26 protein-coding genes and 1 tRNA gene are annotated in these 26,708 nt (G+C 40.2%); 17 read left to right on the top strand and 10 right to left on the bottom strand.

Features of this window, described 5'->3' with window-relative positions; genetic code table 11:
* Positions 1–26 precede the first annotated feature (26 nt).
* The 3 genes from KJA62_RS04640 (at position 27) to KJA62_RS04630 (ending at position 3,664) form a co-directional block, all read left to right on the top strand.
* Positions 27–2,651: a CT620/CT621 family type III secretion system effector gene (locus KJA62_RS04640; RefSeq protein WP_213318834.1), complete on the top strand. Its 2,625-nt coding sequence runs from the start codon at positions 27–29 to the stop codon at positions 2,649–2,651.
* Between the two features lie 48 nt (positions 2,652–2,699).
* Positions 2,700–2,888 (top strand): hypothetical protein, encoded by a 189-nt coding sequence (locus KJA62_RS04635; protein ID WP_213318833.1) that lies wholly within the window; start codon positions 2,700–2,702, stop codon positions 2,886–2,888.
* A gap of 170 nt (positions 2,889–3,058) precedes the next feature.
* Positions 3,059–3,664: a hypothetical protein gene (locus KJA62_RS04630; protein ID WP_213318832.1), complete on the top strand. Its 606-nt coding sequence runs from the start codon at positions 3,059–3,061 to the stop codon at positions 3,662–3,664.
* On the opposite strand, the gene lptB is transcribed toward KJA62_RS04630, so the two are convergent.
* From lptB to kdsA, 3 genes are read right to left on the bottom strand one after another with little or no spacing between them, the layout of a single operon-like run.
* On the bottom strand, positions 3,658–4,380 hold the full coding sequence (gene lptB, locus KJA62_RS04625) for an LPS export ABC transporter ATP-binding protein (protein ID WP_213318831.1): 723 nt from the start codon (positions 4,378–4,380) through the stop codon (positions 3,658–3,660). The two genes, KJA62_RS04630 and lptB, sit on opposite strands and share 7 nt — an antisense overlap.
* 4 nt (positions 4,381–4,384) lie before the next feature.
* The gene (locus KJA62_RS04620; protein ID WP_213318830.1) at positions 4,385–4,873 is read right to left on the bottom strand and encodes a DUF1137 domain-containing protein; all 489 of its coding nucleotides are present in this window, start codon (positions 4,871–4,873) and stop codon (positions 4,385–4,387) included.
* The gene (gene kdsA / locus KJA62_RS04615) at positions 4,870–5,703 is read right to left on the bottom strand and encodes a 3-deoxy-8-phosphooctulonate synthase (RefSeq protein WP_213318829.1); all 834 of its coding nucleotides are present in this window, start codon (positions 5,701–5,703) and stop codon (positions 4,870–4,872) included. The genes KJA62_RS04620 and kdsA overlap by 4 nt, the downstream gene beginning before the upstream one ends.
* A gap of 248 nt (positions 5,704–5,951) precedes the next feature.
* Between kdsA and KJA62_RS04610 the strand changes: the two genes are divergently transcribed.
* Positions 5,952–6,024, top strand: a tRNA-Arg gene (locus tag KJA62_RS04610).
* A gap of 5 nt (positions 6,025–6,029) precedes the next feature.
* Here the strand turns inward: KJA62_RS04610 and KJA62_RS04605 are convergent.
* From KJA62_RS04605 to KJA62_RS04580, 6 genes are all read right to left on the bottom strand, one after another.
* Positions 6,030–6,269, bottom strand: coding sequence for a KH domain-containing protein (locus KJA62_RS04605; protein WP_213318828.1), 240 nt, complete (start codon positions 6,267–6,269; stop codon positions 6,030–6,032).
* A gap of 169 nt (positions 6,270–6,438) precedes the next feature.
* Entirely contained in the window at positions 6,439–7,470 is a 1,032-nt protein-coding gene (locus KJA62_RS04600; protein ID WP_213318827.1) for an RluA family pseudouridine synthase, read from the bottom strand.
* A 370-nt stretch (positions 7,471–7,840) separates the two neighbouring features.
* The gene (locus KJA62_RS04595; protein WP_213318826.1) at positions 7,841–8,239 is read right to left on the bottom strand and encodes a hypothetical protein; all 399 of its coding nucleotides are present in this window, start codon (positions 8,237–8,239) and stop codon (positions 7,841–7,843) included.
* 17 nt (positions 8,240–8,256) lie between these two features.
* A complete protein-coding gene (locus tag KJA62_RS04590) occupies positions 8,257–8,550 on the bottom strand; it encodes a CT656 family putative T3SS effector (protein ID WP_213318825.1) in 294 nt (97 codons plus the stop codon).
* A 161-nt stretch (positions 8,551–8,711) separates the two neighbouring features.
* The gene (locus KJA62_RS04585) at positions 8,712–10,124 is read right to left on the bottom strand and encodes a DNA gyrase subunit A (protein ID WP_213318824.1); all 1,413 of its coding nucleotides are present in this window, start codon (positions 10,122–10,124) and stop codon (positions 8,712–8,714) included.
* Positions 10,125–10,132: 8 nt separating this feature from the next.
* Positions 10,133–11,950, bottom strand: coding sequence for a DNA topoisomerase IV subunit B (locus KJA62_RS04580; protein ID WP_213318823.1), 1,818 nt, complete (start codon positions 11,948–11,950; stop codon positions 10,133–10,135).
* Positions 11,951–12,132: 182 nt separating this feature from the next.
* Here KJA62_RS04580 and KJA62_RS04575 point away from each other — a divergent pair, with 182 nt between their 5' ends.
* On the top strand, positions 12,133–13,179 hold the full coding sequence (locus KJA62_RS04575; protein WP_213318822.1) for a hypothetical protein: 1,047 nt from the start codon (positions 12,133–12,135) through the stop codon (positions 13,177–13,179).
* Positions 13,180–13,478: 299 nt separating this feature from the next.
* On the opposite strand, the gene KJA62_RS05205 is transcribed toward KJA62_RS04575, so the two are convergent.
* On the bottom strand, positions 13,479–13,607 hold the full coding sequence (locus KJA62_RS05205; RefSeq protein WP_281412405.1) for a hypothetical protein: 129 nt from the start codon (positions 13,605–13,607) through the stop codon (positions 13,479–13,481).
* A 24-nt stretch (positions 13,608–13,631) separates the two neighbouring features.
* On the opposite strand from KJA62_RS05205, the gene KJA62_RS04570 reads away from it, so the two are divergent.
* The 12 genes from KJA62_RS04570 (at position 13,632) to KJA62_RS04515 (ending at position 26,690) form a co-directional block, all read left to right on the top strand.
* A complete protein-coding gene (locus tag KJA62_RS04570; protein WP_213318821.1) occupies positions 13,632–14,027 on the top strand; it encodes a type III secretion system chaperone in 396 nt (131 codons plus the stop codon).
* A gap of 12 nt (positions 14,028–14,039) precedes the next feature.
* Positions 14,040–16,631, top strand: a complete 2,592-nt coding sequence (gene sctD, locus KJA62_RS04565; RefSeq protein WP_213318820.1) for a type III secretion system inner membrane ring subunit SctD — start codon at positions 14,040–14,042, stop codon at positions 16,629–16,631.
* Positions 16,632–16,672: 41 nt separating this feature from the next.
* Positions 16,673–16,921 (top strand): DUF5398 family protein, encoded by a 249-nt coding sequence (locus tag KJA62_RS04560; RefSeq protein WP_213318819.1) that lies wholly within the window; start codon positions 16,673–16,675, stop codon positions 16,919–16,921.
* Between the two features lie 19 nt (positions 16,922–16,940).
* Positions 16,941–17,192 carry a DUF5407 family protein gene (locus KJA62_RS04555; RefSeq protein WP_213318818.1) on the top strand — a complete coding sequence of 84 codons (252 nt, stop codon included), beginning with the start codon at positions 16,941–16,943 and terminating at the stop codon, positions 17,190–17,192.
* A gap of 27 nt (positions 17,193–17,219) precedes the next feature.
* Entirely contained in the window at positions 17,220–17,660 is a 441-nt protein-coding gene (locus KJA62_RS04550; protein ID WP_213318817.1) for a CdsG family type III secretion system protein, read from the top strand.
* Positions 17,661–17,729: 69 nt separating this feature from the next.
* Positions 17,730–18,410, top strand: coding sequence for a CT668 family type III secretion system protein (locus KJA62_RS04545; RefSeq protein ID WP_213318978.1), 681 nt, complete (start codon positions 17,730–17,732; stop codon positions 18,408–18,410).
* Positions 18,411–18,413: 3 nt separating this feature from the next.
* Complete coding sequence (sctN, locus tag KJA62_RS04540) at positions 18,414–19,742, top strand: type III secretion system ATPase SctN (RefSeq protein ID WP_213318816.1); 1,329 nt, start codon at positions 18,414–18,416, stop codon at positions 19,740–19,742.
* A gap of 30 nt (positions 19,743–19,772) precedes the next feature.
* Complete coding sequence (locus KJA62_RS04535) at positions 19,773–20,261, top strand: type III secretion T3S chaperone (RefSeq protein ID WP_213318815.1); 489 nt, start codon at positions 19,773–19,775, stop codon at positions 20,259–20,261.
* A 22-nt stretch (positions 20,262–20,283) separates the two neighbouring features.
* Entirely contained in the window at positions 20,284–21,120 is an 837-nt protein-coding gene (locus KJA62_RS04530; protein ID WP_213318814.1) for a DUF5421 family protein, read from the top strand.
* A gap of 42 nt (positions 21,121–21,162) precedes the next feature.
* Positions 21,163–22,320 (top strand): type III secretion system cytoplasmic ring protein SctQ, encoded by a 1,158-nt coding sequence (sctQ, locus tag KJA62_RS04525; RefSeq protein WP_213318813.1) that lies wholly within the window; start codon positions 21,163–21,165, stop codon positions 22,318–22,320.
* A gap of 15 nt (positions 22,321–22,335) precedes the next feature.
* Positions 22,336–23,850 carry a serine/threonine protein kinase gene (locus KJA62_RS04520; RefSeq protein ID WP_213318812.1) on the top strand — a complete coding sequence of 505 codons (1,515 nt, stop codon included), beginning with the start codon at positions 22,336–22,338 and terminating at the stop codon, positions 23,848–23,850.
* A 62-nt stretch (positions 23,851–23,912) separates the two neighbouring features.
* The gene (locus KJA62_RS04515; protein WP_213318811.1) at positions 23,913–26,690 is read left to right on the top strand and encodes a secretin N-terminal domain-containing protein; all 2,778 of its coding nucleotides are present in this window, start codon (positions 23,913–23,915) and stop codon (positions 26,688–26,690) included.
* Positions 26,691–26,708: the final 18 nt, after the last annotated feature.

Below are 26,708 nucleotides of genomic sequence, written 5' to 3'. Positions count from 1 at the left end.
AAACTTTTTATTCAGTTGGGTTCATTATGATTGATAAATCAGTTTTCGTTAATCCTAAAAAAGAAATAGCCATTGCTTTTCAAAAAAACACAATCAACAAACAGTCTTTTTTAAGCGACACCATAAAATTTGAATCCATTTTGCAAGAAAAGCATTTTCTTAACAAATTGACTCACATTTTTGGTGATTTGGATGGAAGTCAAGAAGTCTCTACTCAAGAAGCAAATAAGGAGGAAAAGGAATTTCCTCTGTCTGTTTCCAATATCGCTGCTCCTTTAGCAAAGAAGAGGTTTTGTGTTCCGTATTGTTCTAACGCAAAACCATCGTCTCTTAAGCCTCTCCAGGAAGGTCGGTATCCGGTAAAAGTTCCTCGAGTTCTTTCTGATGAGCAAGCGAACAAGATAGTGGATGATAACCAACAATGTTTGACCAGGTCTTTCCTAGATGGACTGGTTCAAGTTTTACAAAAATGCGTTGCAAAAAGACAGGACAGTGAAGAACTTTTTTCTAAATTGCTTGAGACAGCAACTGGGTTAAAAAACAAAAAAGTTGGCTATACTATTGAAGACATGATTACGACGAGAAACCTTTCTTGGGAAATAGTGAATGCTATAGGTCGATCAAATCTGAATGAAGCTAACAAGGTTTCCTTAATGTCGGAGTTGTCACTACAGTACGAGAACATAACCTTACTGGAGGAATCATATGCGCGATCTAGAGTGAGGGAATTGTTGAGTCTTTTATCAGAGATAAAGAAGCGCCTAAATGATGAGGATTCTGGTCTATTTACTTTTCTTGAGAGGAAGATTTTCTCACTGGACAACCAGGTAGAAACCTATTCTTCTGAAGATTTGGACAATGTTTTGCTATATACTCTTGAGTTTTCTGAAGCTGTCAATTGTTCCACGCTTTCTCGAGGAGACAAAATAGATTATAACAGAAAGATTATGACGGTATACAACGAACAGGTGGAGTCTTTAGAAACTTATCAAAAAGTTGTTGAAGCCAGTATAGCTGCCAGAGAGCATCAGTTAGAAATTTTTCGACAGGTATCGAATCAGACAGCAGCCTTTTTTGGCTTGTTTGCCCCCATTAACCTAACTAATAGTATATCAGACTTCACCGCCAGTAGTGCTTCTGCAGCTTTACAAGCATTATTTGCCATAGATTCTCTGTTTGCGTACCTAAGTGAAAATCAAAAAAGTTTAGTAAATAACGCGTTCGATGAAGCCTTTTCTTTACGGTATAACACAACAGATCCTAGATCTGGCGTAAAAATTGTTTCCGGAGGCGGTGCTGCGGGGGGAGGTTTAGAAGGGGCTGATTTCCCGTGGTATATGGCGATAGTTTGGACTTATTTTTTGGCATCTAATGCCACAGCTAAAAATCCTTCTATATCATTAACGGAAGTCAATACAGCCGTAAGAAATGGGGCAGAAGTGTTTTCTGGAGCCGAGTTTAATATGTTTAGAGTCATTAAGGACGCAGTAATAAAAGTAAGTTCAGGAACGAATGGAAGAGCTTCATCGGGGGTGGTAGGAAATGGTATAGCAATCCTGCCTAATGGCGACCAATACACAGTCTACTCCCAAAAAACAGATAGTTCCGCGGTCACAATTAATTTTGCTTTAATGAATATCAATGGAATTTTCTTAAATAATTGGAGCGGACTTTTTAAGGCTCAGAAAAATCACATAGCTCAACATTACTTTCGATTTAAGGGGTTGTCGCATACTGCCCTTACTGAAGAAGAGGACAAATTAAATATATCCAGAGGGAATCTGAAAGAGTTATCTTCTTTAGAAAAGAATGTTTACGCAAGCGGCTTGGTTGCTAAAACAGGGGAGTTACGGGCTCTAGCTCTGCCTTCTGCTGTTGCGACGGTATTGATAGATCATTATATGCCAAGAGAGGTAGATTTTTTAAATGATTCCTATTCGCAGTTATATTACAGCAATTTTGCGTCCACCGTGGGCAATGCTATCTTAGAAGCAATAGCTGGTTTTGTGAATTCTGCAACGTATTTTAATTTTGCTAGTTATGTTGGGCAAAAGCCTGCCGTGGGGACAAAGGACAATAATGTTTATCCAGGAAACTTTGAAAGTGCAGAGAGGAAATTAAGTGAGGAGCGCCTTCAAGCTACGCTATTTTTGCAAAAGACAGAAGCAGGCTTAGAAGAAATAAAAAGGCAATTGGTTATAATAGACAATGACGATAAAATTTCTCTCTCCCAACGAACACAACTCATAGATATGTTGGTGGGATATGCCACTGGGTTACAAGGAATTGCTAATAATCTAGTGACAGTATCTAATTTTTTAAGTCAGATAACAGTTTCTAAAACGGAGGATACAGAATTACCAGGGACCTTTAAAGTTTCCGGTCCTGATCCTCAGTGGCAAAATAATTTGGAAAGCATGGAAGATGCTGTTGTGTCAGGTTTTTCTGGGCAGACGATTCCCAATGGGATGTTTTCCTTACATGCGTTAATTCAATCTGATCAACAGTCTTTTGCTGATATGGGGCAAAATCACCAATTGAACTTACAAATGCATTTAACAGGTATGCAGCAAGAGTGGACAGTGATAACAACTTCTCTACAGATTTTGAATCAAGTATATTTGGGTCTTGTCCGTAGTTTGCTAGGATAGTTGGCACGGTAGTCGCTACTCTCCTTAATGAGAAATTAAGGAGATTCTATGGATAAAGATTTTGCCATGGTAAGTAAGCGTTTAGCAGAGTTAGAATTTGTTAATGATCAATTATTTGCTGAGTTGCAATACATTGATCAGCTGTTGTATTCTGTTGGATTTCCCAAAGGATTAAAGACTATCAAGGATGTTGCTAGGGAAGTATTAGCAGAAGACGAATTTCCTGAATCTTGCTAATCTATCTGGGGAGCCAAGGTAAAGTTTTTTAGTCTCAGATCATGAGTTTCCCCGAAGAACATAAAAAATCTGTGTGTAGGCCAAACGTTCCTTTTATTACGAAAAGCACGAAGAAGTGGTTAAGGTGGAAGACAGTAAAGTATCTGCTTTCCCTTGAAAGGGGGCGGAAGATGCTGTACAGAATAATGTTTGAACCCAAAGCTTTGTGTAAACTGATCTGGGCTTTGCTAACTCCAAGAAGGAATGTTTTTCAGAGAGGAAATTTATTTTTTTATAATTGTTTGTCAGTAGAAGAAATTATCCGGGAAGCAAAGAAAGATGATACATTATTGGTCATTGGCTTCTCCTATTGTCAGAAGGCTAAGTTTTGTCCTTTTGGCCGATTTAATGATTCTTGCTCATATGACCCTAGAAATCCTGCTTGCCAAGTGTGTTCCATAGGCAGTGTACTGTCGAGAAGATCGTCGAAATATAAAGTAATTATCATTCCAACATTTATGTATATCGCGGAATACTTTTATCGTATTCGCAAGGAAAATCCAAGAAAACGCCTTTTGTTTATCATTACAGCTTGTGAATTGTCCCTGAAAATGTTTGGAGAATATGTGAATGTCTGGGAATTGAAAGGTGTGGGAGTTCGGTTGGTCGGAAGAATATGCAATACCATGAAGGCTTTCCGATTAGCAGAGGAAGGGATAAAACCTGGAGTCACTGAGTTGGATCAGGATGGATTCGAGGCTTTAGTGGATGCTTTGTTGAATATAGAGGATCAGTAGGAAAAAGCATCTCCTAAGTAGTGTTGTCTGACAAGTGGGTTAGCAATCATTTGGGAGGAGGAGCCTTCGAAGAAAATTTTTCCATCAATGATTAGATAACATCTATCTGCTATTGACAATAGCTCTTTGGCGTTATGATCTGTAACGAGTATGCCGATACCCCGTCTTGATAGCAGTGTGATCAAGTATTTGACATTCTGAATAACTAATGGGTCTACGTTAGCGAAAGGCTCGTCTAAAAGAAGAACACTAGGGTTCAAGGCTAAGACGCAAGCTATTTCTAATCGGCGTCTTTCTCCCCCAGACAAAGTCCCAGCTTTTTTATGTAAACAAGAGCTTAACTGTAGATCATCTACGAGAGTATCTAGAAGGTGAGATTGTTCCTTACTAGCCTTGTAAATAATTTGCAAAATGCAGGTGAGATTTTCTCTAACTGTCATTTCTTTGAATACAGTGGGCTCTTGAGCTAGGTACCCAATACCCAACCTAGCCCGGTAATCCATCGTTTTTTTTGTGACGTTTGTATTCTTGAAAAGAATGGAGCCTGAATCCGGTCTAATGAGCCCCACTGTTAGGTAAAAGGCTGTTGTTTTCCCTGCGCCATTTGGCCCTAAGAGCCCGACAATTTCTCCTGGATTCACATGGAAAGAAACATCATTGGTAACGGGCTTCTTATTATACTTTTTTACTAGATTGTGGACTGATAAAACGGGCATAGGTTCACTTAGGCATTTTCAGTAGAGATAAAGTCATCGTTTTCATGGCCCCTGTTGTTGTCTCTTTGAGTAGGGAGGTTGGGTCATTGGATTCAAAGAGACTGAACTGGCAATCATGTAACGTCAGTTCATAGTTTTTATAAGTTAACTCACCACTTTTTCCATGAAATTTTACCATTTTTAATGGATCATTAGGATAAAAACTTCCAGATAGTCCAGAGAGAGTCTCTCTGCAACGAAAGTCATCATGTACTTTTAGTTCTACACAAGATCTATCAATACTACAGAAGAAACGACCGGAGGATTTTGTGGTAATTTGTTTTTTTACGCCTAATTTTTTAATTTTTAGAAAAGGTGGAGGAGAGTGCCACTCGTTTGGTAAGGAGGAAATTCTTTGTAAATTATCTGGGCAAAGTACCGAGACACCCGTGATAAATATCGTTAACAAGAGCGTCCCCAAACAAATTAATCCATAGGATACGAACTTTGTCATAGTTTTACTGGCTCAGACAGAGAAGATATGCAATCAAAAAGTTGCTCCCAGACAGGTAAAAGTTCAGCCAACTGAGAAAAAGAAAGCATGGAAGCCGCATCACTTTTAGCTGTTTCCGGTGTTGGATGAGATTCAATAAACAAACCATTAGCACCAGCTGCGAGAGCAGCTTTTGTTAGTGTAGGAACGAATTCTGTCTGTCCCCCGCTAGAACTTTTTAGAGCCCCTGGAAGTTGTACGGAGTGGGTACCATCAAATATTACTGGAAAGCCTGTTGTTTTCATAACTGCTATCGAGCGCATATCTGAAACTAGATTGTTATAGCCGAATGAACAACCCCTTTCCGTAAGTATAATTTTGTTATTGCCTGTGGAGAGAATTTTTTCTATAGGACCCTCAATATCCCAAGGGGATAAAAACTGACCTTTTTTTATGTTAACGATGACGTTACTTCTCCCTGCCGCCAGAAGAATATCCGTTTGCCGGCAAAGGAAGGCAGGGATTTGGATAACATCGCAGATTTCAGCAGCTTTTTCCGCTTCTTCAGGGGAATGTACATCTGTCAAGACGGGTAAATGGTAAAGTCTTTTTACTTCTGCCATAATTTCTAGCCCGGCTTCCAATCCCATACCTCTAAAGGACTGTACAGAAGATCTGTTAGCTTTATCGTAACTTGATTTGAAGATAAAATTTACCTGTGGGTAGTTTTGAAACAAGCTTGCTAGAAATGCTGCACATTCTAGGACATGTTCTGCGCTTTCCATCACACAAGGGCCGCTAATTATAGATAGTTTGTTGGAATCACATAAATCTTCAAATAAATACGTCATAAAATTTTCGGTTTGTCCAAAATAACGTTAAAGGAGGAGTTGTCTACGAGGAATACACTCTCGAGATTGAGAATGTACGTATTTTTTTCTTTTAGTTCAAGGAATGCCTAATTTAATATAAGAATTTTTAGATTCACTTTTTAAGAGTAAAAGAGAACTTAAGAAAGGGACATTAAGCAAGCATTATTGACTTTATTATCTCGGGCAATGTACCCTTTCCTCTGTTCTCCTTTGTGAGGGTTTCCTCTGGACCGATAGCTCAGTGGATAGAGCATCCGCCTTCTAAGCGGATGGCCGCAGGTTCGAATCCTGCTCGGTCCGGCCTTTTATCTTCTGTCTTCGATGATTTCTAGAGAAACTTTGAGGTTATTCCGGCTAGCAACAGACACTAATAGAGACCGGATGGCTTTGATAGTTTTCCCTTCCTTACCAATGATTTTCCCGATGTCGGGCTGTGCAACTTGAAGCTCCAGGATAAGGGTGTTTGTTCCTTCTATTTCTTTAATGTGTACCGCTTCGGGCTTATCAACGAGGTTTTTTACGATGTATTCTAAAAAATCTTTCATTCGAAAATCCTATTAATTCAACTTCTGTAATAAATAATCGATTTAAAATTTTTAATTACTAATTTAATTATAAAATCTTTTTTATAAAAAATGTTTGTTTTTTTAACAAAATAAAAAAGTTTGTTGTTTAAGATTTTTAATAAAATACAAAGTGGTTAAAGACAAATAACTAAAGTTTAACGGAAGAAAATTGTTTCTTTATTAACATAGACATGTCTTCGGGAAGGGGCGCAAATAAAGTTATTGGAGAGGAAGTAAGGGGGCAAATAAAGGTAAGAGAGTGAGCATGAAGGAGTTGTTGTTGGAATCCTTCGCTAAGATTTTTAGAAATATTCCCATAGACAGGATCTCCTAAGATTGGAGCTCGTATGTATTTGAGATGTACTCGTAGTTGATGAGTACGACCTGTCTTTGGAGATAGTCGTACTAAACTTAAATTGTTGTGGGATGCTATAGGTTTACAATGAGTAACAGCTTCTTTCCCTCCGGAGGACACTACAGTCATTTCTTGTCGCCTTGATGGATGCCTAGCTATTTGAGTGTGAATAACTTGCTCGCTTGGAGTTCCGACGCAAATGGCTAGGTATGTTTTTTGTATAGTTTTTTCCTTGAACATTTTGCTGTACAACATTTTCGCTTGTTTGGTTTTAGCTGTGATGAGCAACCCTGAAGTGTCTTTATCCAAACGGTGAACAATCCCTGGTCGTAAATGTTCTTCGGAAAATTCTTCTCGTAGTCTCTCCCCCAGTATATGTAGCAACCCATTAACAACGGTCCCTGAGTAGTGGCCTGGAGCGGGGTGTACGACTAACCCTCTGGGTTTGTTGATAATGATAATAAGATCATCTTCATAAACAATATCTAGAGGGATCTTTTCAGGAAGAAGATCTAGCGGATTTTCTTCTGGGATGAAAATAACCACCCTGTCGTTAAGGAAAAGTTGTCTTCTGGGTTTCGTTTCTTGTTGGTCATTAACAAAGACTCGTCCTTTTGTAATGCATTCTTGATAAAAAGTCCTGGAGTATTCGGGATGTATTGATGAGAGAAATTTGTCTAACCTTAGAGGAAAAATAATGTTTATATCTGATTGAAAATTAGCTTCAGAAAGAAGCTCCTCATCGAGATCTGCTGCTTCATTAGCAAGATGAGAAGAGGGAGGAGTTTTGCCACAAACAAAAGATAAAGTTTTACTTTTTTTCATTGGAAATACTAAAGAGAAAAAAGAAGACGCATGCCCGGTTTTGATACTCGAACAAAGCCCACTAAAAATGCCTTAAAATCAAGACCCATCACCACAGGGGGGCTGTGACTGTAGTCTTGAAATTAAGGACTTTCTCTAATAACCTATTGAACGCTCTCGAAGAAATCCCGGAGGAAGCAGAGACCCTGCCCAGCGTTCTCTCGGGACGAGAGATTAAATGAAGTGTTGTTTTTTTTTAATTGAAAAATTGCTTTTTCTGATTTTTTCATGAATTTGAGGATAATTTTTAGTTAACGAAGTGTTTTATTCTGGAAAAAAGAAATCTGTAGAAAGATCTTTTTAGATAAACCGATTAGGGAGGCTCTAAGTTTCAGTCAATCAGTAAGTTTGTGTGCGCGTTGGAAGCCTTTTCGTATAGTGTAGAACAAAAATTTTCAAGAGTTACCCGAATATAATTTTCTGATAGAGATGAAAAAATAAAAATATTTTCTGTACAGTTGGCAGGCATTTTTAAAGTGTTAATGAGAAAACTACACACATGTCGATGTAATGCCAGGAAATAATCGTAGGTAATGCTTCCATAGGGTAGAGGCTTTACCAGTAACAAAGAGCCGGGAGAGTTCTTCTCTGTGGGAAGGAGATGTTTCGTAAAAATCACAGACATGTAGACGTCTTGGTTTAACCACAAAGCCAACTTCTGTGGTGACATAGCAGCTAAGTATCTTTGATACAACTGGGAGAGTTGTAAAGCCAAGAAACTTTCAACCATAGATATTATGAACGCTACTAATGGTTTTTGTAAGCTGAGCGCATTTTTTTTGCAGCTCGTTGGGCTCTATCAGACTCTTTGTGGACTGTTCCGAAGCACATGATTAAAATAGAAGAATAGAACTGGTCATACATTTTTTTCCCTTGCTCGGGTCCAAACTGTTGTATCAATGCTAAGCGGAGATCTCCTAAAGTTTTGACAGGGCCAGAGAAAGTAGTATTGGTCGGAGTAAGGTACTCGGGGGAAAGCTCTTTGACTGGAGAAGTTTTTCCCAAATAGGGTCCAGAAGTAGCGACAGGAGGTTGTTCCATGGCGAGGCTCCGCAGATGTTAAGAGGATACTTTACCTATTTGATGCAATTATATATTCAGAAAAAATTATTTTCGATTCTTATTTGCTTTTTTATAAAGGGAGAAAATGAAAAGCGTTAGAAACAATGTCCTTAAAACTTATTTTTAAATAATAAGATTAATTAAAACAACATTTTTTCTTCGCAATGAGCTTTTGTGGCAAAGGACGCTATTTTAGTTTTTCTTTCTCCCAGAGTTTTGTATTTGGTTATCAATTTCCTCAAATATTTGATAGTTACTTTACACATATCGGTTAGTTGTTCGTTAACTAGAATTATTTCCTTGTCTATTGATTCTAAACTACTTTTGGTGTTTTCTTCATTGAAAGAAAGAATTTTCCTTATGGGAATAGAGATGAGGTAGGAAGCATCTTCCCTTGTTGGAGATGAAGGCAACTCTTTTAAGAAGGGTTGCAAAGCCTGTAAAACTTTTTCTTCCAGTAGGGAAGAAGTATCAGAAGTTCTAATGGTGTCATAAAGTTTGTGTTTGATGAAAAGGTATTCTACAGTTTTTCTTAGACGAGTTTGTTGTAACTCTGCTTTTCGAATTTCTAATTCTTTTTGCAATAGACCAAGTAAAGTATCTGTATGCAGCCGTAATACTTCCGATAAAGTGGGCTCTATGGGTTTGTTTTTGTGGATAACAGTTGTTTGAGGGAATAATGTTATTTCGCACTCAGTATGTTTAAATAATTTAGGAAGGATTTCTTCAGCATAGCAACCTTTGGGAAGTTTGATTTCTATTTCCGGTTTTTCCGTAGAAAAATCTTGAATGCTATCGATTTTAAGGAGGCCTCTTTTTGCCGCCAGCTCAATAGATCGGATAAGAGATTCTGTAGTGGTGTAGGGGCATAGTTCTTTTATAGTCAAGGTTTTGTTGTTAACGATTTCTATGGAAGCTCGTACGACGATAGAACCTTTTCCATCCTGATAGTTTGAGACATCCATAACTCCTCCTGAAGGGAAATCTGGATAAAACTGGAAATTTTTTCCTTCTAGATAGCGTATTTGTGACTGTAGTAATTCAGTGAAATTATGGGGAAAAATTTTTGTTGTCATGCCTACAGCAATACCATCGACACCATGTAGTAGAAGTAGAGGAATTTTTGCCGGCAATACATCTGGTTCAGATTCTCTTCCATCATAAGAGGGATGGAAAGTCATCAAATCGGTGTTAAAAAGAGTCTCTTTTGCCAAAGAAGAAAGGCGAGCCTCTATGTAACGAGCTGCAGCGTGAGGATCACCTGTCAAAGGATTCCCAAAGTTTCCTTGAGTATCTATGAGGTATCCCTTATTTGCTAGAACGACGAGAGCCTCAACGATAGGGGCATCTCCGTGAGGGTGCAAGGCCATAGTGCGTCCTGCTATGTTAGCAACTTTATGCATTTTATTGTCGTCCATGCGAAAGAGAGTCCATAATAGGCGTCTTTGTACAGGTTTTAACCCATCTAGGACGTGGGGAATAGCTCGTTCAAGAATGACGTACGAGGCATAGTGGAGGAAGTGAGTTTTAAATAGTTCAGAAACATTCTGCATGGTTATCACTAAGGTTCAGCTATGAGGTTATCTATGATAAAACGTTTCCGTTTTTGAGTGTTTTTCCCCATGTAGAAATTTAAAGTTTCGTCTATGGCTTCGGGTTGAGAAAGGTGGATGGGTGTGAGGCGAATATCAGGCCCAATAAAAGATTTGAATTCCTTTGGTGAAATTTCTCCCAAGCCCTTAAATCGGGTGATTTCCGGGGAACTCTTTTTCCCTAGAGCTTTGATTGTAGAGTCTTTTTCTGCTTCTGAGTAACAATAAAAAGTTTTCTCTTTACATCGAACTTTAAATAAAGGGGTTTCTAAAATGAATAAATGATTATTTAAAACCAATTTTCGAAAGGTTTTTAGAAAGAAAGTGATTAACAGATTGCGAATATGCATGCCGTCAACATCAGCATCTGTGGCTAAAATAATTTTAGCATAACGCAAAAGAGAAGTGTCGTTGCTATCTTTTACTCCCAAAGCTGAGGATAGGTAAAATAGTTCATCGTTTTTGTACACTTGATCGTCTTCCAGAGAAAAGACGTTCATAGGCTTGCCTCTGAGGGAAAACACAGCTTGGGTCAAAGGGTTTCGGGAAGAAAGGATGGAAGCTGAGGCAGATTCTCCTTCTGTCAAGAAAATCATAGAAGCATCACCATACAAAGATTTGTCGCAGTAATGGAATTTACAATCTCTTAGCTTAGGAATTTTGTAGTGTGTTTTTTTTTGTTTATCTCTTAATTCTTGCTTCAGAAATTGAATGTTTCTTCTTGTTTTTTCATTGAGTTTAATACGCTCAAGAAGCGCTTGCGCACGGTCTTTATCTGCGTGTAGTAGTTTGAGAAGCGAATCCTTAACGCTAGCAATGATTGGAGCTTTTACATCAGTGTTACCTAATTTGTTTTTGGTTTGAGACTCAAAAATGGGCGAACGTATTCTTATAGAAAAACATCCTGTGATCCCTTCACGGACGTCAGAACTTTGAAAATTTTTGTGGTAGAAATCGTTGACAGCGCGGGTAAGACCTTCCTTGAAAGCAGAAAGGTGCGTTCCGCCATCAATTGTGTATTGACCATTGACGAAGGAGAGATATGTTTCTGTACTGCTATTGGAATGAGTGAAGCAGTATTCGATCGCTTGATCGCAATAGGTAAATGGAGAATAAAGACTGTTTCCACCAACTTTTTCCTCTAGAAGATCATAGAGACCATTTTTTGAAGTGATTTTTTCCCCATTATAATGGAGTGTTAATCCTCGGTGTAGGTAGGCATAGTTTCTTAATTTATCCCTGATAATTTCTTCCATAAATTCAGGGTGTTCAAAAATTGTGTTGTCTGGGATGAAAGTTATAGTAGTCCCGCTAGGATGCAGAGAGGAAGATTCCTCCGTGTGGGTCAAAACTCCTTGAGAGAAATAAGCAGTGAAAGATTTTTTTTTCCTAACCGTTCTCACAGAGAAAAATGATGAAAGAGCGTTTACTGCTTTAAGCCCTACACCGTTGAGTCCAACAGAGAAGGAAAAAACGTCATCGGTATACTTTGCTCCCGTGTTAATTTTGGAAACGCAATCAATAACTTTGCCATGGGGTATGCCTCTACCGTAATCTTGGACCACTACCTTCTGTTCTGTTTGATCCAAAGTGATAGAAATATCTTTCCCGTGTCCCATAGTGAATTCGTCTACAGCATTATCTATGACTTCCTTAAGTAGAACGTAGATGCCATCATCTGGGTGTTTACCACTACCAAGTTTCCCTATATACATACCTGCTCGTAATCGAATATGGTCCAGAGAATCTAGAGTTATGATGTGGTTTTCTGTATATGAAGAAGACATAAATATTCTTGGGATTTATGTGTTAATTTTTTAACTTTAGTTTGTTACCGTTTTCCTCGGGGCGCTTATAGTGTATTGGATAATTTTATAGCATCTAATTTTCTGTTTCTTTATACACCAAGACTTTCTCTAGGTTTATGCCGAATTTGATCAAAACCCCTGCTTAGGAATTATAAGGAAGAATGAGTGTCGGCGTTTTTGGTGTTAATTACCGTTTGGCTTCTTCGAGAGATAGAGAGACGGTCATAGGTTTCTTTTGTCGATTGAAGGAGCGCCAACAATTTTTAGGCCCCTCTGTTCTCCTTATCACCTGTAATCGGGCGGAAATCTATTTTTCTTCGGACACTGAGCGCTCCTCATTGTTATTGGAGTTTCAGAAAAGGTTTCATCATTTAGGTGTGTACGTAAATTGGGGTGGAGAGAGTCAAGGAGAAGAGGATCTTCCTTGTGGCTACCTTCACTTAGGACTAGACTGTTTTACCCATCTGTTTAGGGTAGTGGCAGGCTGTGACAGTGTAGTTTTAGGAGAGACAGAAATTCAAGGGCAGGTCAAGAGGGCCTACACTCAAACGATCAAAAAAGAGAAAATACCTTCTGTTTTACACTATCTTTTTCAAAAAGCTCTCAAAGAAGGAAAGCGCTTCCGGTCGACAAACTTATTGAAAGAAAAACAAGTTACGACAGAGGCTGTTGTTCATAGTCTCTTGGAGGGAATACCTCTTGATGCGAAAACCATTTTTGTGGGTTACTCCACAATAAATTGCAGGATAGCTTCTTTTTTTAGAAGGCGTGGCAGATCAAATTTTATTTTTTGTTCAGAATCTATCAACTCAGCGAAAAAAGAGAAAATTATCCCAAGAAAGTTATTGTCTTTTTTTGATGATTACGAGGTAGTCATTTTTGGAACTACCGCAGATTTTTCACAAACTCCAATGCTTTTAGGCGGTTTATTTTCTCTCCCAGGAAGAATAGTTATTGATTTAAGTGTTCCCAGTGTTGTGTCTAATAATAGACATTTGGATAAACGCAATTTCTTTGATATGAAAGCCATTAATGACAAAATACGAACTTTTTCTTTGTCAGAAAATGCAGATGATCAAAAAAATTTAGCAATGGAGTTTTTGGATTTTTCTGCTGAGAAATATTGGAATTTTTTCCTAAAAAGAGTTTCTGGACAATCTACAAGATCTTACGGTCTGTCTTATGAAGGTGAAGTTGTAACTTGTTGATAACCTTGAGTCTAATTCATCTCTTGACATATTCGTTTTCCGAAAATACCCTAGCTTTTGAGTGCATTAGGATTGACCTGGGGTCGGTGGGGAAGTGTTAGCTTTTTCCGTTTTTTTTATTGGTCTTTGCTTTCGCTTTCAAGGTGCAGATCTTGGTTTTTATCGAGGAAACAGGAGCTTTACGCAAAAAAAGCATTTTTTAGGATCGCTACTGTGAGAATCGTTTGTTGTTTACTGTTAAAAACATAAAAATATCGTTTTTAAAATGCTAATAAAGACAGAAGAAATCCTTTTTAATTTTAACCTTTTTGTTGGCATAACTCAGTGTTAAGTCGAGAAAAGAAGATGATGGTGGTTAATGGGGAGTGTTCTTTGTGTTTTTTTTGAGGAACATTTTCGTTAGCTTCTTCAAGAAATTCGAGTCCCATGTAGTGGCCCGATAGCGAAGCTGTATGTTGGAAAAATTGATAAAAAGTTTAACCCAATACTTAGGGGTTTCTTCTGAAACGGAACTGGACGCAGAGGGTGCCTTTGTGTTCCCCGTGGGAGAGAGGACACGTGTTCGCGCGTATCAAAATGCTGACAATAACATCGTTTTAATGGTTTCCTTTGGAGTGTTAGCGCCCTCTGCAGACCAAGCAAAGACTCATTTTGAAATGATGGTGGGCAACTTGTTTGGGAGAGAGACTGGTGGAGCAGCTCTAGGTTTAGACCCAGAAGAGAATGTCGTCTTTGTAAAAAAACTTCCAGGCGATATTTCTTACGAAGACTTTGTGCGTGGCGTGGAATCGTTTGTAAATTATTCAGAATCTTGGCGGGATAGCTTGTCATTGGCCAAAAGCGAATAGGTAAGAAAAGGTATGGCGGTAAGGTTAGTAGTTAGCAAAGGGCCTTTGTCTGGTATGGTCTTGTCTCTCGAAGAGGGGGATAATTGGTCTATCGGAAGAGATGCAAAGCAAAGTGATATTGCTATTGAAGACTCTGGATTAGCTCCTTGCCAAGCGTTGATTTACAAGGAAGGAGATGTCTACTATGTCAAGAATACAGACTCTTCTAAAGAAGTTCTTGTTAACGGAGTGGCTGTAGCTGATACATCTCCTTTGAAGGACTCAGATCTCATAGTGTTAGGAAGTAATACGTATTCTTTCTTCATTGAGAAGGAAGAAGATTTCAATGAAGCGTTTTTCTTCGAATTTGGGGAAACGGAAAATGTTTCTGCGTTACCTTCTAAAGGAGCGGGATCGAAAAAGGAAAAGGAGTCTTCTGAAAGGAAAGGGAGCTCCAAGGGGAAGAAAAAAGACGAAAAGGCGTCCTCCGGACCTCAGGGATTCACAGAGAAAGATCAGGCGCTTTCAGAAGCTTTTTTGGCTTCAGCAAAAAATGCAGGCAGCCCAGAAGAAATGGTAGAGATCCCAGATAGCTCGGAAAAATTAAATGCTGAAGGTGTCGGTGATGCGCCCAAAAAAGAAACTCCTTCTGCAGAGAATACTAAGATTGAGAGCGCTGACAGCAACGATGAGGCTCCTCAAAAAGCCGAAGGAAAAGAGGCGCAAAAGGATGGTGCTGAGGGGATGAAAAATGTGGAACAACCTTCCTCCCCTTCGGGTCAGTCAAAAGAAGATTCACCGCCTAATAAGGAAGAGGCCGAAAGCTCTAAAAGAAAAGATGAGGTTAAGGCTAATAAGTCTTCTCCTCAACAGGGGCCAGAGAAAGAAGCAGATGTTAGTGCAGAAAAAGTTGAAATTGATAAAGGGAAAGGGACTCTGAATCCGGAAGTGAAACAAGAAAATGGCGTAGAAAGTAGTCCTTCGAAAGAAGTTAGCGGAGAGAATAATCCTCCTAAAGAAGAAGCGCCTGTTGCAGAAGCTGGAGGGGAAGGTATGGCTTCTGCTGGAAATGACGGGCAAGAGGAAAATCCTGTAGGTCAAGTAGAAAATAATACAGGGGCTTCTGCAGAGCAAAAAACGGATAAGCCAGAAACTACAGATAATAAACCAAAAGTTTTAGCTCCTTTCGATGTCGAAGATTTATTCGATTTTGATAAGGGGATTTTTCCTGCAGAACTAGATAATTCCGGCAAAGATGTAACTGTGGACCTATCGCGTCCGTCAAGGTTTTTATTAAAAGTTCTTGCTGGTGCTAATATTGGTGCTGAGTTTCACCTTGACGCAGGCAAAGAATACATTATAGGTTCTAACGCAGATATTTGTGACGTCGTTTTTGACGATACCAGTGTTTCTCATCAGCACGCTAAACTCATAGTTAGCAGTGAGGGAGCTATCTCTATTGAGGATTTGGGCAGCAAGAATGGTGTGGTCGTTGAAGGCAAGAAGATAGAAAGCAATTCTTCTGTTTCAGCAAATATGGTGGTTGCTTTGGGAACAACACTGTTCCTCTTAATTGACCAACAAGCACCAGCCGAAACCATTGTTGCTAGCTTTTCTCCCGAAAACTATGGATTGTTCGGTAGGCAAGATCCTGAGGTGGATCCTTTGGAGGAAGAGCGGCTTGAGGAAGAGGCTGCCAAAAAAGCTACTTTGCCTACGGGAACGTTTATTCTCACCTTGTTCATCGGAGGATTAGCGATTCTGTTTGGTATTGGAACCGCTTCCCTTTTTCATTCCAAGGAAGTTATTCCTATAGAGAATATAGATTTTCAATCGGATTTGGAAGGGGTAACAAAACTATTTCCGGGAGTTCGCTATACATTCAATAAAAATAATGGGCAGTTGTTCCTTGTTGGACATGTCAAGAATGGCATTGAAAAGAGCGAGTTGATGTACAAAATTGATGCGCTTTTCTTTGTAAAATCTGTCGACGATAACGTGATAGATGATGAAGCTGTTTGGCAAGAAATGAATATTCTTCTTTCAAAGCGTCCAGAATTCAAGGGTATTTCTATGAGTTCCCCAGAGCCAGGACGTTTTGTTTTGAACGGTTATGTTAAAACTGAAGAACAAGCTGCATGCCTCACTGATTATCTGAATTTGCACTTCCAGTACCTTTCTCTCTTGGATAATAGCGTAATAGTAGAAAATATCATGCTCAAATCCATAGAAGGACGTTTATTACAAAATGGCTTCGGAAATATCCAAGTGTCTTTCATCAATGGAGAGCTCATCTTAACTGGTTATGTTAACAACAGCGAAAATGAACGGTTCCGTTCTGTGATACAGGAATTAGGCGAGTTGTCGGGTGTTCGTGTTGTAAAGAACTTTGCTGTGCTGCTGCCAGCTGAAGAGGGGCTCATAGACCTCAGTCATAGGTATCCCAATCGTTATCGGGTGACGGGGTATTCTAAATATGGGGATGTAAGTATCAATGTAGTGGTTAATGGAAAAATTCTCACCCGAGGAGATGTCATAGATGGCATGACAGTTACAAGTATACAGCCTAATAGCATCTTTTTAGAAAGAGATGGGTTGAAGTACAAGATCGACTACAATAAATAGCCATTTAAAATAAAAAGCTTTGTAAAAAAGGTACTGTTTTTATGTTCAATATGGAGAGCACAAAAAAAAGTGCAAGAGATAAACAAGAATCTTTTGATTTGGAAGTCACTATGAGTGACTCTACTGAGGCTCAGAAGGTAAATAATTCCATCGGAGAAAAAGTAAGAGTGCTCAACGCTATGCTTCGAGAGGGTGCTGATAAGGATTCTTTCGAGAAAAAACAAACACTATTGGCGGGTTATTTAGCCCTCCAGAAAGTTCTTGGGCGAATCAACCGTAAAATTGTGTAATTGAAGGGGGCTAACTTTTATGTCCAGTAGTAGCTGTACAGTTTTTAATTTTAATGAGATGTTGGACGGCATATGTAAGTATGTGCAGGGAGTCCAGCAATATCTTACTGAACTAGAGACATCCACTCAAGGAACTGTTGATCTAGGGACAATGTTCAACCTTCAATTCCGTATGCAGATTTTGTCGCAATATGTTGAAGCTGTTTCTAACGTTCTTACTGCTGTTCACACGGAAATGATCACTATGGCAAGAGCTGTTAAAGGTAGTTAATAATACGAAGGACGGGAGGAAGCTTTTATGGAAAGTTTTAAAGAAGATTTTGCGCTCTTGTTTGAGGGTGGCATGTTAGCTATGAAGCAAGGGGATGAAGAGGGAGCAAGGAAGATCTTTGATGCTCTCGGTGTTCTTGACTCTGAACATTACGCAAAAGAGTTGGGACAGGCTCTTATAGCTCTGCATAAGATGCAATTGAAAGAGGCTGCAGAGAGATTGTCCGCCTTACATGAACGAGAAGGGGATAACTGGAGTATTAAAGCTTTTCTCTCTCTAACACATATGTTAATCGTCTTGGATCAGGGTAGCACTTTTGAAGTGCGAAGAGAAAGTTTAGAGAACAGTTTCCGTTTAGCAGAAAAGATTTTGGCTGAATGTGAAATTGCTACGACAAAAGCTTTTGCTCGCTCTATCATGGATTGGCATGAGGCTTTGGCTAAGAAAAGTGCTGGCCCATTAAGATAATTTTGGGAGGAAGCCAAATTTCCAGTATTTAGCCAGAAAATCTTGACGCAGAAGCAGAGTGGTTACGAGATGATAGATGTTATAAAAGCTTTAACAGGAATGGATTCTGAGGATCCTGTTTCTTCTACAGAACAAACAGGGAAGCCTTCTGTTCAGGAGGCAAATAGGAAAGATATAAAAAGTTTTTCTCTTTCCAAATCTTCTGAGATAGCTGTAGAGAAAACAGTTATTGATAAGCCAGATCTTATGTCTCTTATTCGGGAAAAAAATTCTAGTCTTGTTGATAAGGAGATAGAAGAGGAGCTTCAATCCGCAGAGTTAGAGGAACAAATCAATAATTTGAAGCGAAGGCTCAATGATTTTAAGCTGCAAATGCATGATTCCGAACGCACAGAAAAGTTGCAAGCAGAGCACATAGAAGCTGTGAATACTATCATGAATCTGATAGATAAAGATTTAGCTGCTATAGCTCAACATTCAGGACAATCTCTGCAAGACTCTGATAAAGATAAGGAAGAAAATCGTTCTGTCGCTCGACGAGTAGTAGATTGGATTTCTTCCGGAGAGGAAGTCCTTAACAGGGCTCTTTTATACTTTTCCGATAGGAATGGGGAGCCAGAAAGTGTAGCGAATTTCATGAAAATTCAATACGCTGTGCAACGTGCTACTCAGCGCGCAGAGCTTTTCTCCAGCATTGTTGGGACAACTGTGAGTAGTATTAAAACAATTATGACAACACAATTGGGTTAATCCATGGAAGGTCTTACGACAGAATTTGATACTCTCCTTTCAGGCTTAAAGGATGTTCATCTCACGTCTATGGTTGGACGAATTGTAGAAGTGGTGGGGATGTTAATCAAAGCTGTTGTGCCAAACATTCGCGTAGGCGAGGTTTGTTTGGTTAAAAGAGCTAATATGGAGCCTCTAGTTACTGAAGTAGTAGGATTTACCTCAGACTTTGCTTTTCTATCACCGTTAGGAGAATTGACGGGTGTAAGCCCTTCATCAGAAGTTATTCCCACAGGAATGCCCCTACATATTCGTGCTGGCCAAGGATTGCTGGGGCGAGTGATTAATGGGCTCGGAGAGCCTATCGATGTGGATACTAAAGGGCCTCTTGTGGACGCCGACGAAGTGTATCCTATTTTTCGAGCTCCTCCTGACCCACTAAAAAGGAAGCGATTGGACACCATCATATCCACGGGTGTTCGCTGCATTGATGGTATGTTAACTATTGCCAGAGGCCAAAGGGTAGGGATATTTGCCGGTGCTGGAGTTGGTAAGTCTTCTCTGTTAGGAATGATTGCCAGAAATGCAGAAGAGGCTGATGTTAACGTCATTACTTTAATTGGAGAACGGGGACGAGAGGCCAGAGAATTCATAGAAAAGGATCTTGGTGAAGAGGGAATGAAACGTTCAGTAATAGTCATCTCTACTTCTGACCAGTCTTCTCAGCTCCGGTTAAATGCTGCTTACGTAGGCACAGCGATTGCAGAGTATTTCAGAGATCAAGGTAAGACTGTTATTTTGATGATGGATTCTGTCACTAGGTTTGCTCGAGCTTTGAGGGAGGTGGGATTAGCAGCGGGAGAACCTCCAGCTCGAGCAGGGTACACTCCATCTGTATTTTCTACCTTACCCAAACTATTGGAGCGGGCAGGGGCATCGGATAAAGGATCTATTACTGCTCTATATACGGTCTTGGTTGCGGGAGATGATATGAACGAGCCTGTGGCTGATGAAGTGAAGTCTATTCTTGATGGTCATATTGTGCTTTCAAACGCTCTTGCTCAGTCTTACCATTACCCAGCAATAGATGTCTTGGCATCTATTAGCCGTTTATTAACGGCCATTGTTCCTGAGGAACAGCGTAGGATTATAGGGAAAGCCAGGGAAGTATTGGCTAAGTATAAGGCTAACGAGATGTTGATTCGCATCGGTGAGTATAAGCGTGGGTCTGATAGGGAAGTAGATTTTGCCATTGACCATATTGATAAACTAAATCGTTTCTTAAAGCAGGATATGCACGAAAAAACAAATTATGAGGAAGCAGCTCAACAATTAAGAGCCATATTCCGTTAGTGCAAAAGAAGCTCGGGAAAAGAGTAGGAAATGCCTAAGTATCCTCTGGAAACTGTACTGACTATTAAGCGTGATCGGGTAGAACGTGCTGAGAAAGTGGTCAAGGAAAAACGTCGTTTACTGGAGATAGAAAAAGAAAAACTCAGAGAAAAAGAGTCCGGGCGAGATAAAGTAAAAAACCACTATATGCAGAAAATCCAGCAGCTTAGAGAGAAGCTGGATGAGGGGACAACTAGTGAAGAAGTGCTAAAAATAAAGTCATATATCAAAGTAGTGGCAGTTCAATTGGCTGAGGAGGAAGAAAAAGTTAAAAAACAAAAAGAGCTTGTGCTAGTAGCTGCCAAAGAACTGGAAAAAGCAGAAGTAGATTTGACGAAAAGACGAAAAGAGGAAGAAAAAACTCGTCTACACAAAGAAAGTTGGATGAAAGAAGCTTTACAAGAAGAAGCGCGAGCAGAAGAAAAAGAACAAGACGAAATGGGGCAGCTGCTCTTCCAGTTGCGTCGAAGGAAACACTAAGATTGATAAGGGGGAAGGTAATATGGAACTAAATAAAACTTCAGGAGACACATCTCTTTATAGCTGCAATAAGGATTCCCGTATTACGAAAAACAACAAGCCCGAACCTGTAGATAATCGAGATGTTAAAACTTTCTCTTTAAATCGGGAAACTCGATCCAATTCTCGTCAGCAAGGGAAAGTTGCAAGAGGAGAACGACGGGGGCAGGAAGATAAAAAATTAGAAGAGGGGCCAGCCTCTATAGCGACTAAGGAAGAAAAAAAGGAAAGCAAAGAAGGTCTTCTTTATGACGGGGGAGCAGCAGGGTTGGCAATGATGGATGTTATCGCTCCCCAAAGCGTAGAAACTTCTTTAGAAGCTGCTTCTGTGGTAGTGTCTGCTCCTTCCTTAGATTGGGTGGAGAGCTGCATAGTGAAAGCTGTAGATTCCATGTTCATTGGAGATATCCAAGGCGGACAGCTCGTAGAAGTTATTCTTTCCGAGAGTCAGGAAGTGCCTGAGGCTTTTGTGGGCGCGAATTTGACCATGACTAAGGAAGGCGAAGGTATCTCCGTTGCCTTTTCCAATTTTACCGATCAAGCTCAAGCAGCGAAGGCTATGGAGCTGGTGTTGGGGAACCCTGAAAATTTGCAGGTTTTAGTCCAAAACTTAGGAAACCGTCAATTAGTTCTGAGAGAGATGGTGGTTGCAGGTCAAGTTGTTCAACTGCCTACTCGGGAAGAAATCCAAAGTCCTTTACATATGATAGCGGCTTCTATACAACATCGTGACTCTGAAAAGGACAGAGAGGGTCAAAATGATAAAAATCGTCGAGACCAGCAAAAAGAAGAGCAAGTAATACAAGAAGTTCAATTGTAGGAAAAATGTGTGGCTTTCTGCTGCACATCATGATGGGTTGATATGACAAGTATGATGGAACCTGGAGTCAGCTGGCTAAAGCATCGAGAAGAGTTCCTCGACAGTTTGGGGGGGAAGGAAATCTCCTTATCGCCGCCAATTTTTCCTTTGGAGGAATGTTGTCGGTTACTAAAGGAAAAGTTTGGTAAAACCACCTGTTCTCTTTCTTTTGAACTTCGAGGGAAGATGAAGCCCAAACAGGCTTTATCAGAATTTGGGATGCATTGCTTAGTGCAACCTATGGTAATGCAACCGGTAAATCCCGGAAAATTTTTCTTGGTATCGTCGGAAGAGGATCTGAAGGAATGGATAATTTCCGTTTTCTCTGATAGTACGCTAGCTTCTTATTTTTATGAGAAGGATAAATTGCTAGGATTTCATTATTACTTTGTGGCAGAGATGAGTCATCTATTGCAAACCTTGCAGTGGATTCCTTCAATGTCGATAAAAGTTGCTGGAGACGCAGAGTTTTCAGCATCGGCAGTTACAGAAGATTGTCAAGTCATAGATATTTCTTGTGTCTTGGATGGTAAGGTTTTTCGCTTCAGACTATTGTTTCCTCAGGAAACAATAGGAGGATGCGAGACCTTCTTTTCCGGATTAAACGCTGCTTTTGATCCAGAAAAGATAGATAAAACTTTGCCATTAACAATGGCTATCGAGGTTGGACATAGTAACTTAACCAAAGAAGAGTGGCAGGCGATTGTTCCTGGGTCATTTGTTATGCTGGACGGGTGTATGTTTGATCCAGAAACGGGAGAGTGTGGAGCATTAGTGTCCATTCAAAAGAAGAAATTCTTTGGTGGGCGATTTGTAGATGCTACTTCAACAGAATTTAAAATTACTGGGTATTCCGCTATTACCCCAGAGGAGGAGGCCAATCACATGGAAGATCAACCAGAAAATGCTTCAGCGCCAGCACCAGAAAATGCTAGCGAGGGTAAAGATGCTCTTTCGAAGCTCCCTATTAATCTGGTGGTAGAGGTGGCTAGGTACTCATTAACTGTTGAAGAGTTTATGAAATTAACGCCTGGAAGCACCCTAAATTTGGGAGTTAGTCCAAATCAAGGGGTGGACTTAGTGGTTCAAGGAGCAAAAGTTGGAAGGGGGGAGATTATTGCATTAGGGGATGTTCTTGGAGTCAGAGTTTTAGATATTTAATCAAAATGGCTTTCCATGGACGGCGAAGAGAATTCTTTCAAAGGTCTGGTGATAGGGGGTTATCGTATAGAAACGATCCTCGCAAACGGAACTAAAAGCAAGGTGTTTCTTGCTAGACAAAGAAGCTCCGGTCTGCCCGTTGCCGTAAAAATTTTGTCTGCCCCGCATGTTTTCCACCGGGAGAATGTAGAAAGTTTCCTGAAAGAAGCAAAGATCATAGGAAAAGTAAATCATCCAGGCGTTGTCCGCCTGCTAAGCTACGGGAAATGGGAGAAAGGACTATACATAGCCATGGAGTATGTTCGTGGAAGATCTCTCAGGGACATTATTTTGCATGAGCCTATTTCTCTTCGCAAGGCTCTAGATATTGTAAAGCAGATAGCTTCAGCAATTGAGTACTTACACAAGCAAGACATCTTGCATAAAGATTTGAAACCAGAAAATATTCTTGTTACCAGCGACAATATAGTGAAGTTGGTGGATTTTGGAATATCTTCTTCCGATTTTGTATATTTCCCTAAAGCCTCAGCAGCCCTGGACGGGACCCCTGCATACATGAGTCCAGAGCAAAAATTTGGCAAGCAAATATCTTATAATGCAGATATTTATTCCTTGGGAGTAATAGCTTATGAGCTTATTCTGGGCAGACTATCTTTGGGAAGAGTGTATCTTTCTTTGGTTCCTGAGGAAATAGGGAAGATTATTGCAAAAGCGCTACATCCTTCTCCATCTTCAAGGTATGCTTCAGTAACGGAATTACTGGCAGATATCGAGACCTATGAAGAATCACAGGCTTTAGAAAAAGATCATAGAAGTTACGATTCCATAACAGAGTTTCATGAAAGTCTTTCTGATAGCTTGGAGATACTGTCTCCACGGTCGGTATCGGCGCCAACAAGTATGGAGTTAGCTCTTTCTCGTCATGTAACATCGCTTGTTCCCGTTTACTACGAAAGTATCTCTAGGGGGAATGAATATATCTTTGTTTTAGCTCAAGTTGAGGATGAAACGCGATCAAAGATGCTGTTGCCTTTAGCTTATGTAAAAGGTTTATTTCGTAGTGCTATAAACAGGCTATCATTGAAGGATGCTGTAAGAGAGGTCAATGATCTTATTTCTGCGATGCATCCACCATTTCCTAGTGGAGGAGTTTCTTTAACGGCTCTTAGATTGTCTGCTACAAATAATATTCTTACGTGTGTTGCCTGTGGTAAGACTTCTCTACATATAGTTTCTTCAAAAGGTAAGGTGAAGAAGGTTTTTGGAAACGAAGATCCCTTAGGGAAAATCTCTTCCGAGCAAATTAGGGAAACCGAGGTTGCATGGGAAATAGGAGATGAAGCAATATTACATAATTGGCAGGAAGATGTTTTCTCCAATCTTTTAACAATTCCCTTATGTCTGGAGTTGCAAGATAGAGAGCAAACGAGTATGTTCCAAGTTATGGATGACATGGTGGGTGCTTGTGCCCAGATGACCTGGAATGACTCTGATGCGAGAACGCTTATTAGTTTAAAGAGAACACAGTGAAAAACGTGATTTCAAAGTTTATTAAAAAAGTCTTACGGTCCGCTCGTAAACAAAAGCAACAGATGGGAGCTTTTCTTGTCGCATTTTGCTTTCCTTCTGCAGTCCTAGGCTTTGATGGTTCTCGTAGCGGTGATGCAAAAGGAGTTAGGAAAAATCAGGAGATATATGCCGATCATCCTAGAGGGCGCATGTCTGATGGTGGATTAGAGGGGCTGGTTGCTGCATGTCCAAAGAACGCTACTAGTAAACCCACACCACCCAGAAGGTCTGTGGCTGCGCATCCTTCAGGAGTGCAGACGAAACCGCCTTCTGGGGTGACCATCCGTAGTTCTGGTAAGAGATCCTCAAATTCCTTCACCCCACCGGCGGCGTCGCAAGGATTTGGGTTCGGAGAGACAAGCCCGACTTCTCATACGGCAAAAAATGGTAGTCTTGTTAAGGGATTGAGTAGGAGTTCTGCTTCTAAACAGTCAGCTTCTAAACAACTATCTGCCGGGCAAGCTTTAGAAAAACAAGCTGCAGAAAAACGAATAGCAGGCAAACTCCCTCCTAACCGAGGAGGAAGCAGTAAGTTTCCTCCTAAACAATTGGCTGATCCTACAGCTCGTGACAGAGAGATAGATACAGAAACCGTAGCTGAAATTTGGGACGACAAACAAGCTTTGGCCAAACGAGCTGCAGAAGTAGCAAAAGCCCATGCGCAACAGAATTTGGAGAATAAACCACCGGAAGACGATTCCAACGTTCACACTTTAGTGACCGCTGCAAAGGATAGAGGGTTTAAAGAGAGAGGCTCTGTAGTTAATTTTGAAAGTACTAAGCAACTCTCTTGCGATGACCTCAAGGAAAACGGGTATACGGTTAATTTCCAAGATATTTCTATTATCGAACTATTACAGTTTGTTAGTAAAATCTCTGGCACAAATTTTGTGTTTGATAGCCAAGATTTGCAGTTCAATGTAACCATTGTTTCTCATGATCCGACATCTGTCGATGATTTATCTACAATCCTTCTTCAAGTGTTGAAGATGCACGACTTGAAAGTCGTGGAACAGGGGAACAACGTTTTAATCTACCGCAATCCAAATATTTCTAAATTATCCACGGTAGTGACTGATGGAACAGCTAAGGATAATTGTGAATCTGTGGTGGTCACTCGTGTCTTCCGTTTATACAGTGTTAGTCCTTCTGCGGCAGTAAATATTATACAACCGCTTCTATCTCACGATGCCATTGTAAGTGCCTCTGAGAATACTCGGCATGTCATCGTATCGGATATTTCTGGAAACGTAGATAAGGTTGGGGAATTGTTGGCAGCTTTGGATGGCCCCGGGACCTCTGTAGATATGGGCGATTACGAAGTGGTGTATGCGAATCCGCAGGCTTTGATTAGCTATTGTCAAGATGTTCTCGGTGCTATGGCAGAGGATGAAACTTTTCAGATATTCCTGCAGCCGGGAACTAACAAGATTTTCATCGTATCTTCCCCTAGATTGACATCTAAGGCCATCCAGCTTTTAAAATCTTTGGACGTTCCTGAGATGGCGCATACTTTTGAGGATGTCCCTGGTCCCATAAGTAATTTGTCGACACCAGGCACGGTGAGTCCAAAAAGCAATCGCTTTTTTATGTACAAGCTCAAATATCAAAATGGAGCGGCGATAGCTCAAGCTTTGCAAGATATCGGGGATAACTTGTACGTAACTAATGCTATGGATGAGGATTTCATTAATACTGTTAATAGCGTGCAGTGGTTAGAGGTCAACAACTCGATTGTTATTGTTGGGAATCAGGCAAACGTCGATAAGGTGGTTAGCCTTCTCAATGGTTTAGATCTTCCTCCAAAACAGGTTTACATTGAGGTCCTCATTCTTGAAACAAGTTTGGAAAATTCTTGGGATTTTGGAGTGCAATGGATAGCTCTAGGGGATGAGCAAAGCAAGTTGGCTTATGCTTCTGGGTTGCTTAGCAATGCTCCTCCTTCCCCAACAATTTCGTCTGCCTCCAGGGCAGCAGCGCCTCCAGGATCCCCTGCAGCGGCAGCGTTGCCACTACCTACACCTGGACAGCTTGGAGGATTTTCCGACATGGTTAATCTATCTTCGGCATTCGGATTGGGTATTATAGGAAATGTTTTGAGCCATAAAGGAAAGTCATTCCTGACACTTGGTGGGTTGCTCAGTGCTTTGGATCAAGACGGAGATACAGTCATAGTTTTGAATCCTCGCATTATGACTCAAGATACTCAAAGAGCATCGTTCTTTGTGGGACAAACTATTCCTTATCAGACAACAAATACTATTATTCAAGAAACAGGGTCTGTTACTCAGAATATCGAGTATGAAGACATTGGAGTTAATCTTGTAGTGACTTCTACAATTGCTCCTAACAATGTTGTCACTTTGCAAATAGAGCAAACCATATCAGAAATTCACTCCGCGGGAGCTACATTGACTCCTACGACGGATAAGACTTACGCTTCCACTAGATTGCAAGTGCCAGATGGGTGCTTCCTCGTTATGAGTGGACACATTAGGGACAAAACAACCAAAATATCTTCTGGGGTTCCTGTGTTGAGTTCAATACCTCTTCTCCGAGGCTTGTTCTCAAGAACTATTGACCAAAGGCAAAAAAGAAACATTATGATGTTTATCAAGCCTAAGGTTATAACAAGTTTCGAGGAAGGTACATTGCTAACTAACAAAGAAGGATACAGATACAATTGGGAAGCAGAAAAAGCTTCTCTAGAAGTGGCTCCTCGATGTGCTCCTGAGTGTCAAAAAGTTCCTCAACCCGTTTCTTCCGACACTGATTTGAAAGTCCTTGATATTAAACACTAATAGTTTTGCATCCCCTAG

It is taken from the genome of Chlamydiifrater volucris, assembly GCF_902806995.1.
GTDB lineage: Bacteria > Chlamydiota > Chlamydiia > Chlamydiales > Chlamydiaceae > Chlamydiifrater > Chlamydiifrater volucris.
Note: the sequence above shows the minus strand (reverse complement) of the source record. Positions and strands in the feature narration are given on the sequence as shown.

Coding starts and splice junctions, on each gene's coding strand:
- KJA62_RS04640 (WP_213318834.1), top strand. CDS start 27: ATGATTGATAAATCAGTTTTCGTTAATCCTAAAAAAGAAATAGCCATT.
- KJA62_RS04635 (WP_213318833.1), top strand. CDS start 2,700: ATGGATAAAGATTTTGCCATGGTAAGTAAGCGTTTAGCAGAGTTAGAA.
- KJA62_RS04630 (WP_213318832.1), top strand. CDS start 3,059: ATGCTGTACAGAATAATGTTTGAACCCAAAGCTTTGTGTAAACTGATC.
- lptB (WP_213318831.1), bottom strand. CDS start 4,380: ATGCCCGTTTTATCAGTCCACAATCTAGTAAAAAAGTATAATAAGAAG.
- KJA62_RS04620 (WP_213318830.1), bottom strand. CDS start 4,873: ATGACAAAGTTCGTATCCTATGGATTAATTTGTTTGGGGACGCTCTTG.
- kdsA (WP_213318829.1), bottom strand. CDS start 5,703: ATGACGTATTTATTTGAAGATTTATGTGATTCCAACAAACTATCTATA.
- KJA62_RS04605 (WP_213318828.1), bottom strand. CDS start 6,269: ATGAAAGATTTTTTAGAATACATCGTAAAAAACCTCGTTGATAAGCCC.
- KJA62_RS04600 (WP_213318827.1), bottom strand. CDS start 7,470: ATGAAAAAAAGTAAAACTTTATCTTTTGTTTGTGGCAAAACTCCTCCC.
- KJA62_RS04595 (WP_213318826.1), bottom strand. CDS start 8,239: ATGGTTGAAAGTTTCTTGGCTTTACAACTCTCCCAGTTGTATCAAAGA.
- KJA62_RS04590 (WP_213318825.1), bottom strand. CDS start 8,550: ATGGAACAACCTCCTGTCGCTACTTCTGGACCCTATTTGGGAAAAACT.
- KJA62_RS04585 (WP_213318824.1), bottom strand. CDS start 10,124: ATGCAGAATGTTTCTGAACTATTTAAAACTCACTTCCTCCACTATGCC.
- KJA62_RS04580 (WP_213318823.1), bottom strand. CDS start 11,950: ATGTCTTCTTCATATACAGAAAACCACATCATAACTCTAGATTCTCTG.
- KJA62_RS04575 (WP_213318822.1), top strand. CDS start 12,133: ATGAGTGTCGGCGTTTTTGGTGTTAATTACCGTTTGGCTTCTTCGAGA.
- KJA62_RS05205 (WP_281412405.1), bottom strand. CDS start 13,607: ATGGGACTCGAATTTCTTGAAGAAGCTAACGAAAATGTTCCTCAAAAA.
- KJA62_RS04570 (WP_213318821.1), top strand. CDS start 13,632: ATGTTGGAAAAATTGATAAAAAGTTTAACCCAATACTTAGGGGTTTCT.
- sctD (WP_213318820.1), top strand. CDS start 14,040: ATGGCGGTAAGGTTAGTAGTTAGCAAAGGGCCTTTGTCTGGTATGGTC.
- KJA62_RS04560 (WP_213318819.1), top strand. CDS start 16,673: ATGTTCAATATGGAGAGCACAAAAAAAAGTGCAAGAGATAAACAAGAA.
- KJA62_RS04555 (WP_213318818.1), top strand. CDS start 16,941: ATGTCCAGTAGTAGCTGTACAGTTTTTAATTTTAATGAGATGTTGGAC.
- KJA62_RS04550 (WP_213318817.1), top strand. CDS start 17,220: ATGGAAAGTTTTAAAGAAGATTTTGCGCTCTTGTTTGAGGGTGGCATG.
- KJA62_RS04545 (WP_213318978.1), top strand. CDS start 17,730: ATGATAGATGTTATAAAAGCTTTAACAGGAATGGATTCTGAGGATCCT.
- sctN (WP_213318816.1), top strand. CDS start 18,414: ATGGAAGGTCTTACGACAGAATTTGATACTCTCCTTTCAGGCTTAAAG.
- KJA62_RS04535 (WP_213318815.1), top strand. CDS start 19,773: ATGCCTAAGTATCCTCTGGAAACTGTACTGACTATTAAGCGTGATCGG.
- KJA62_RS04530 (WP_213318814.1), top strand. CDS start 20,284: ATGGAACTAAATAAAACTTCAGGAGACACATCTCTTTATAGCTGCAAT.
- sctQ (WP_213318813.1), top strand. CDS start 21,163: ATGACAAGTATGATGGAACCTGGAGTCAGCTGGCTAAAGCATCGAGAA.
- KJA62_RS04520 (WP_213318812.1), top strand. CDS start 22,336: ATGGACGGCGAAGAGAATTCTTTCAAAGGTCTGGTGATAGGGGGTTAT.
- KJA62_RS04515 (WP_213318811.1), top strand. CDS start 23,913: ATGGGAGCTTTTCTTGTCGCATTTTGCTTTCCTTCTGCAGTCCTAGGC.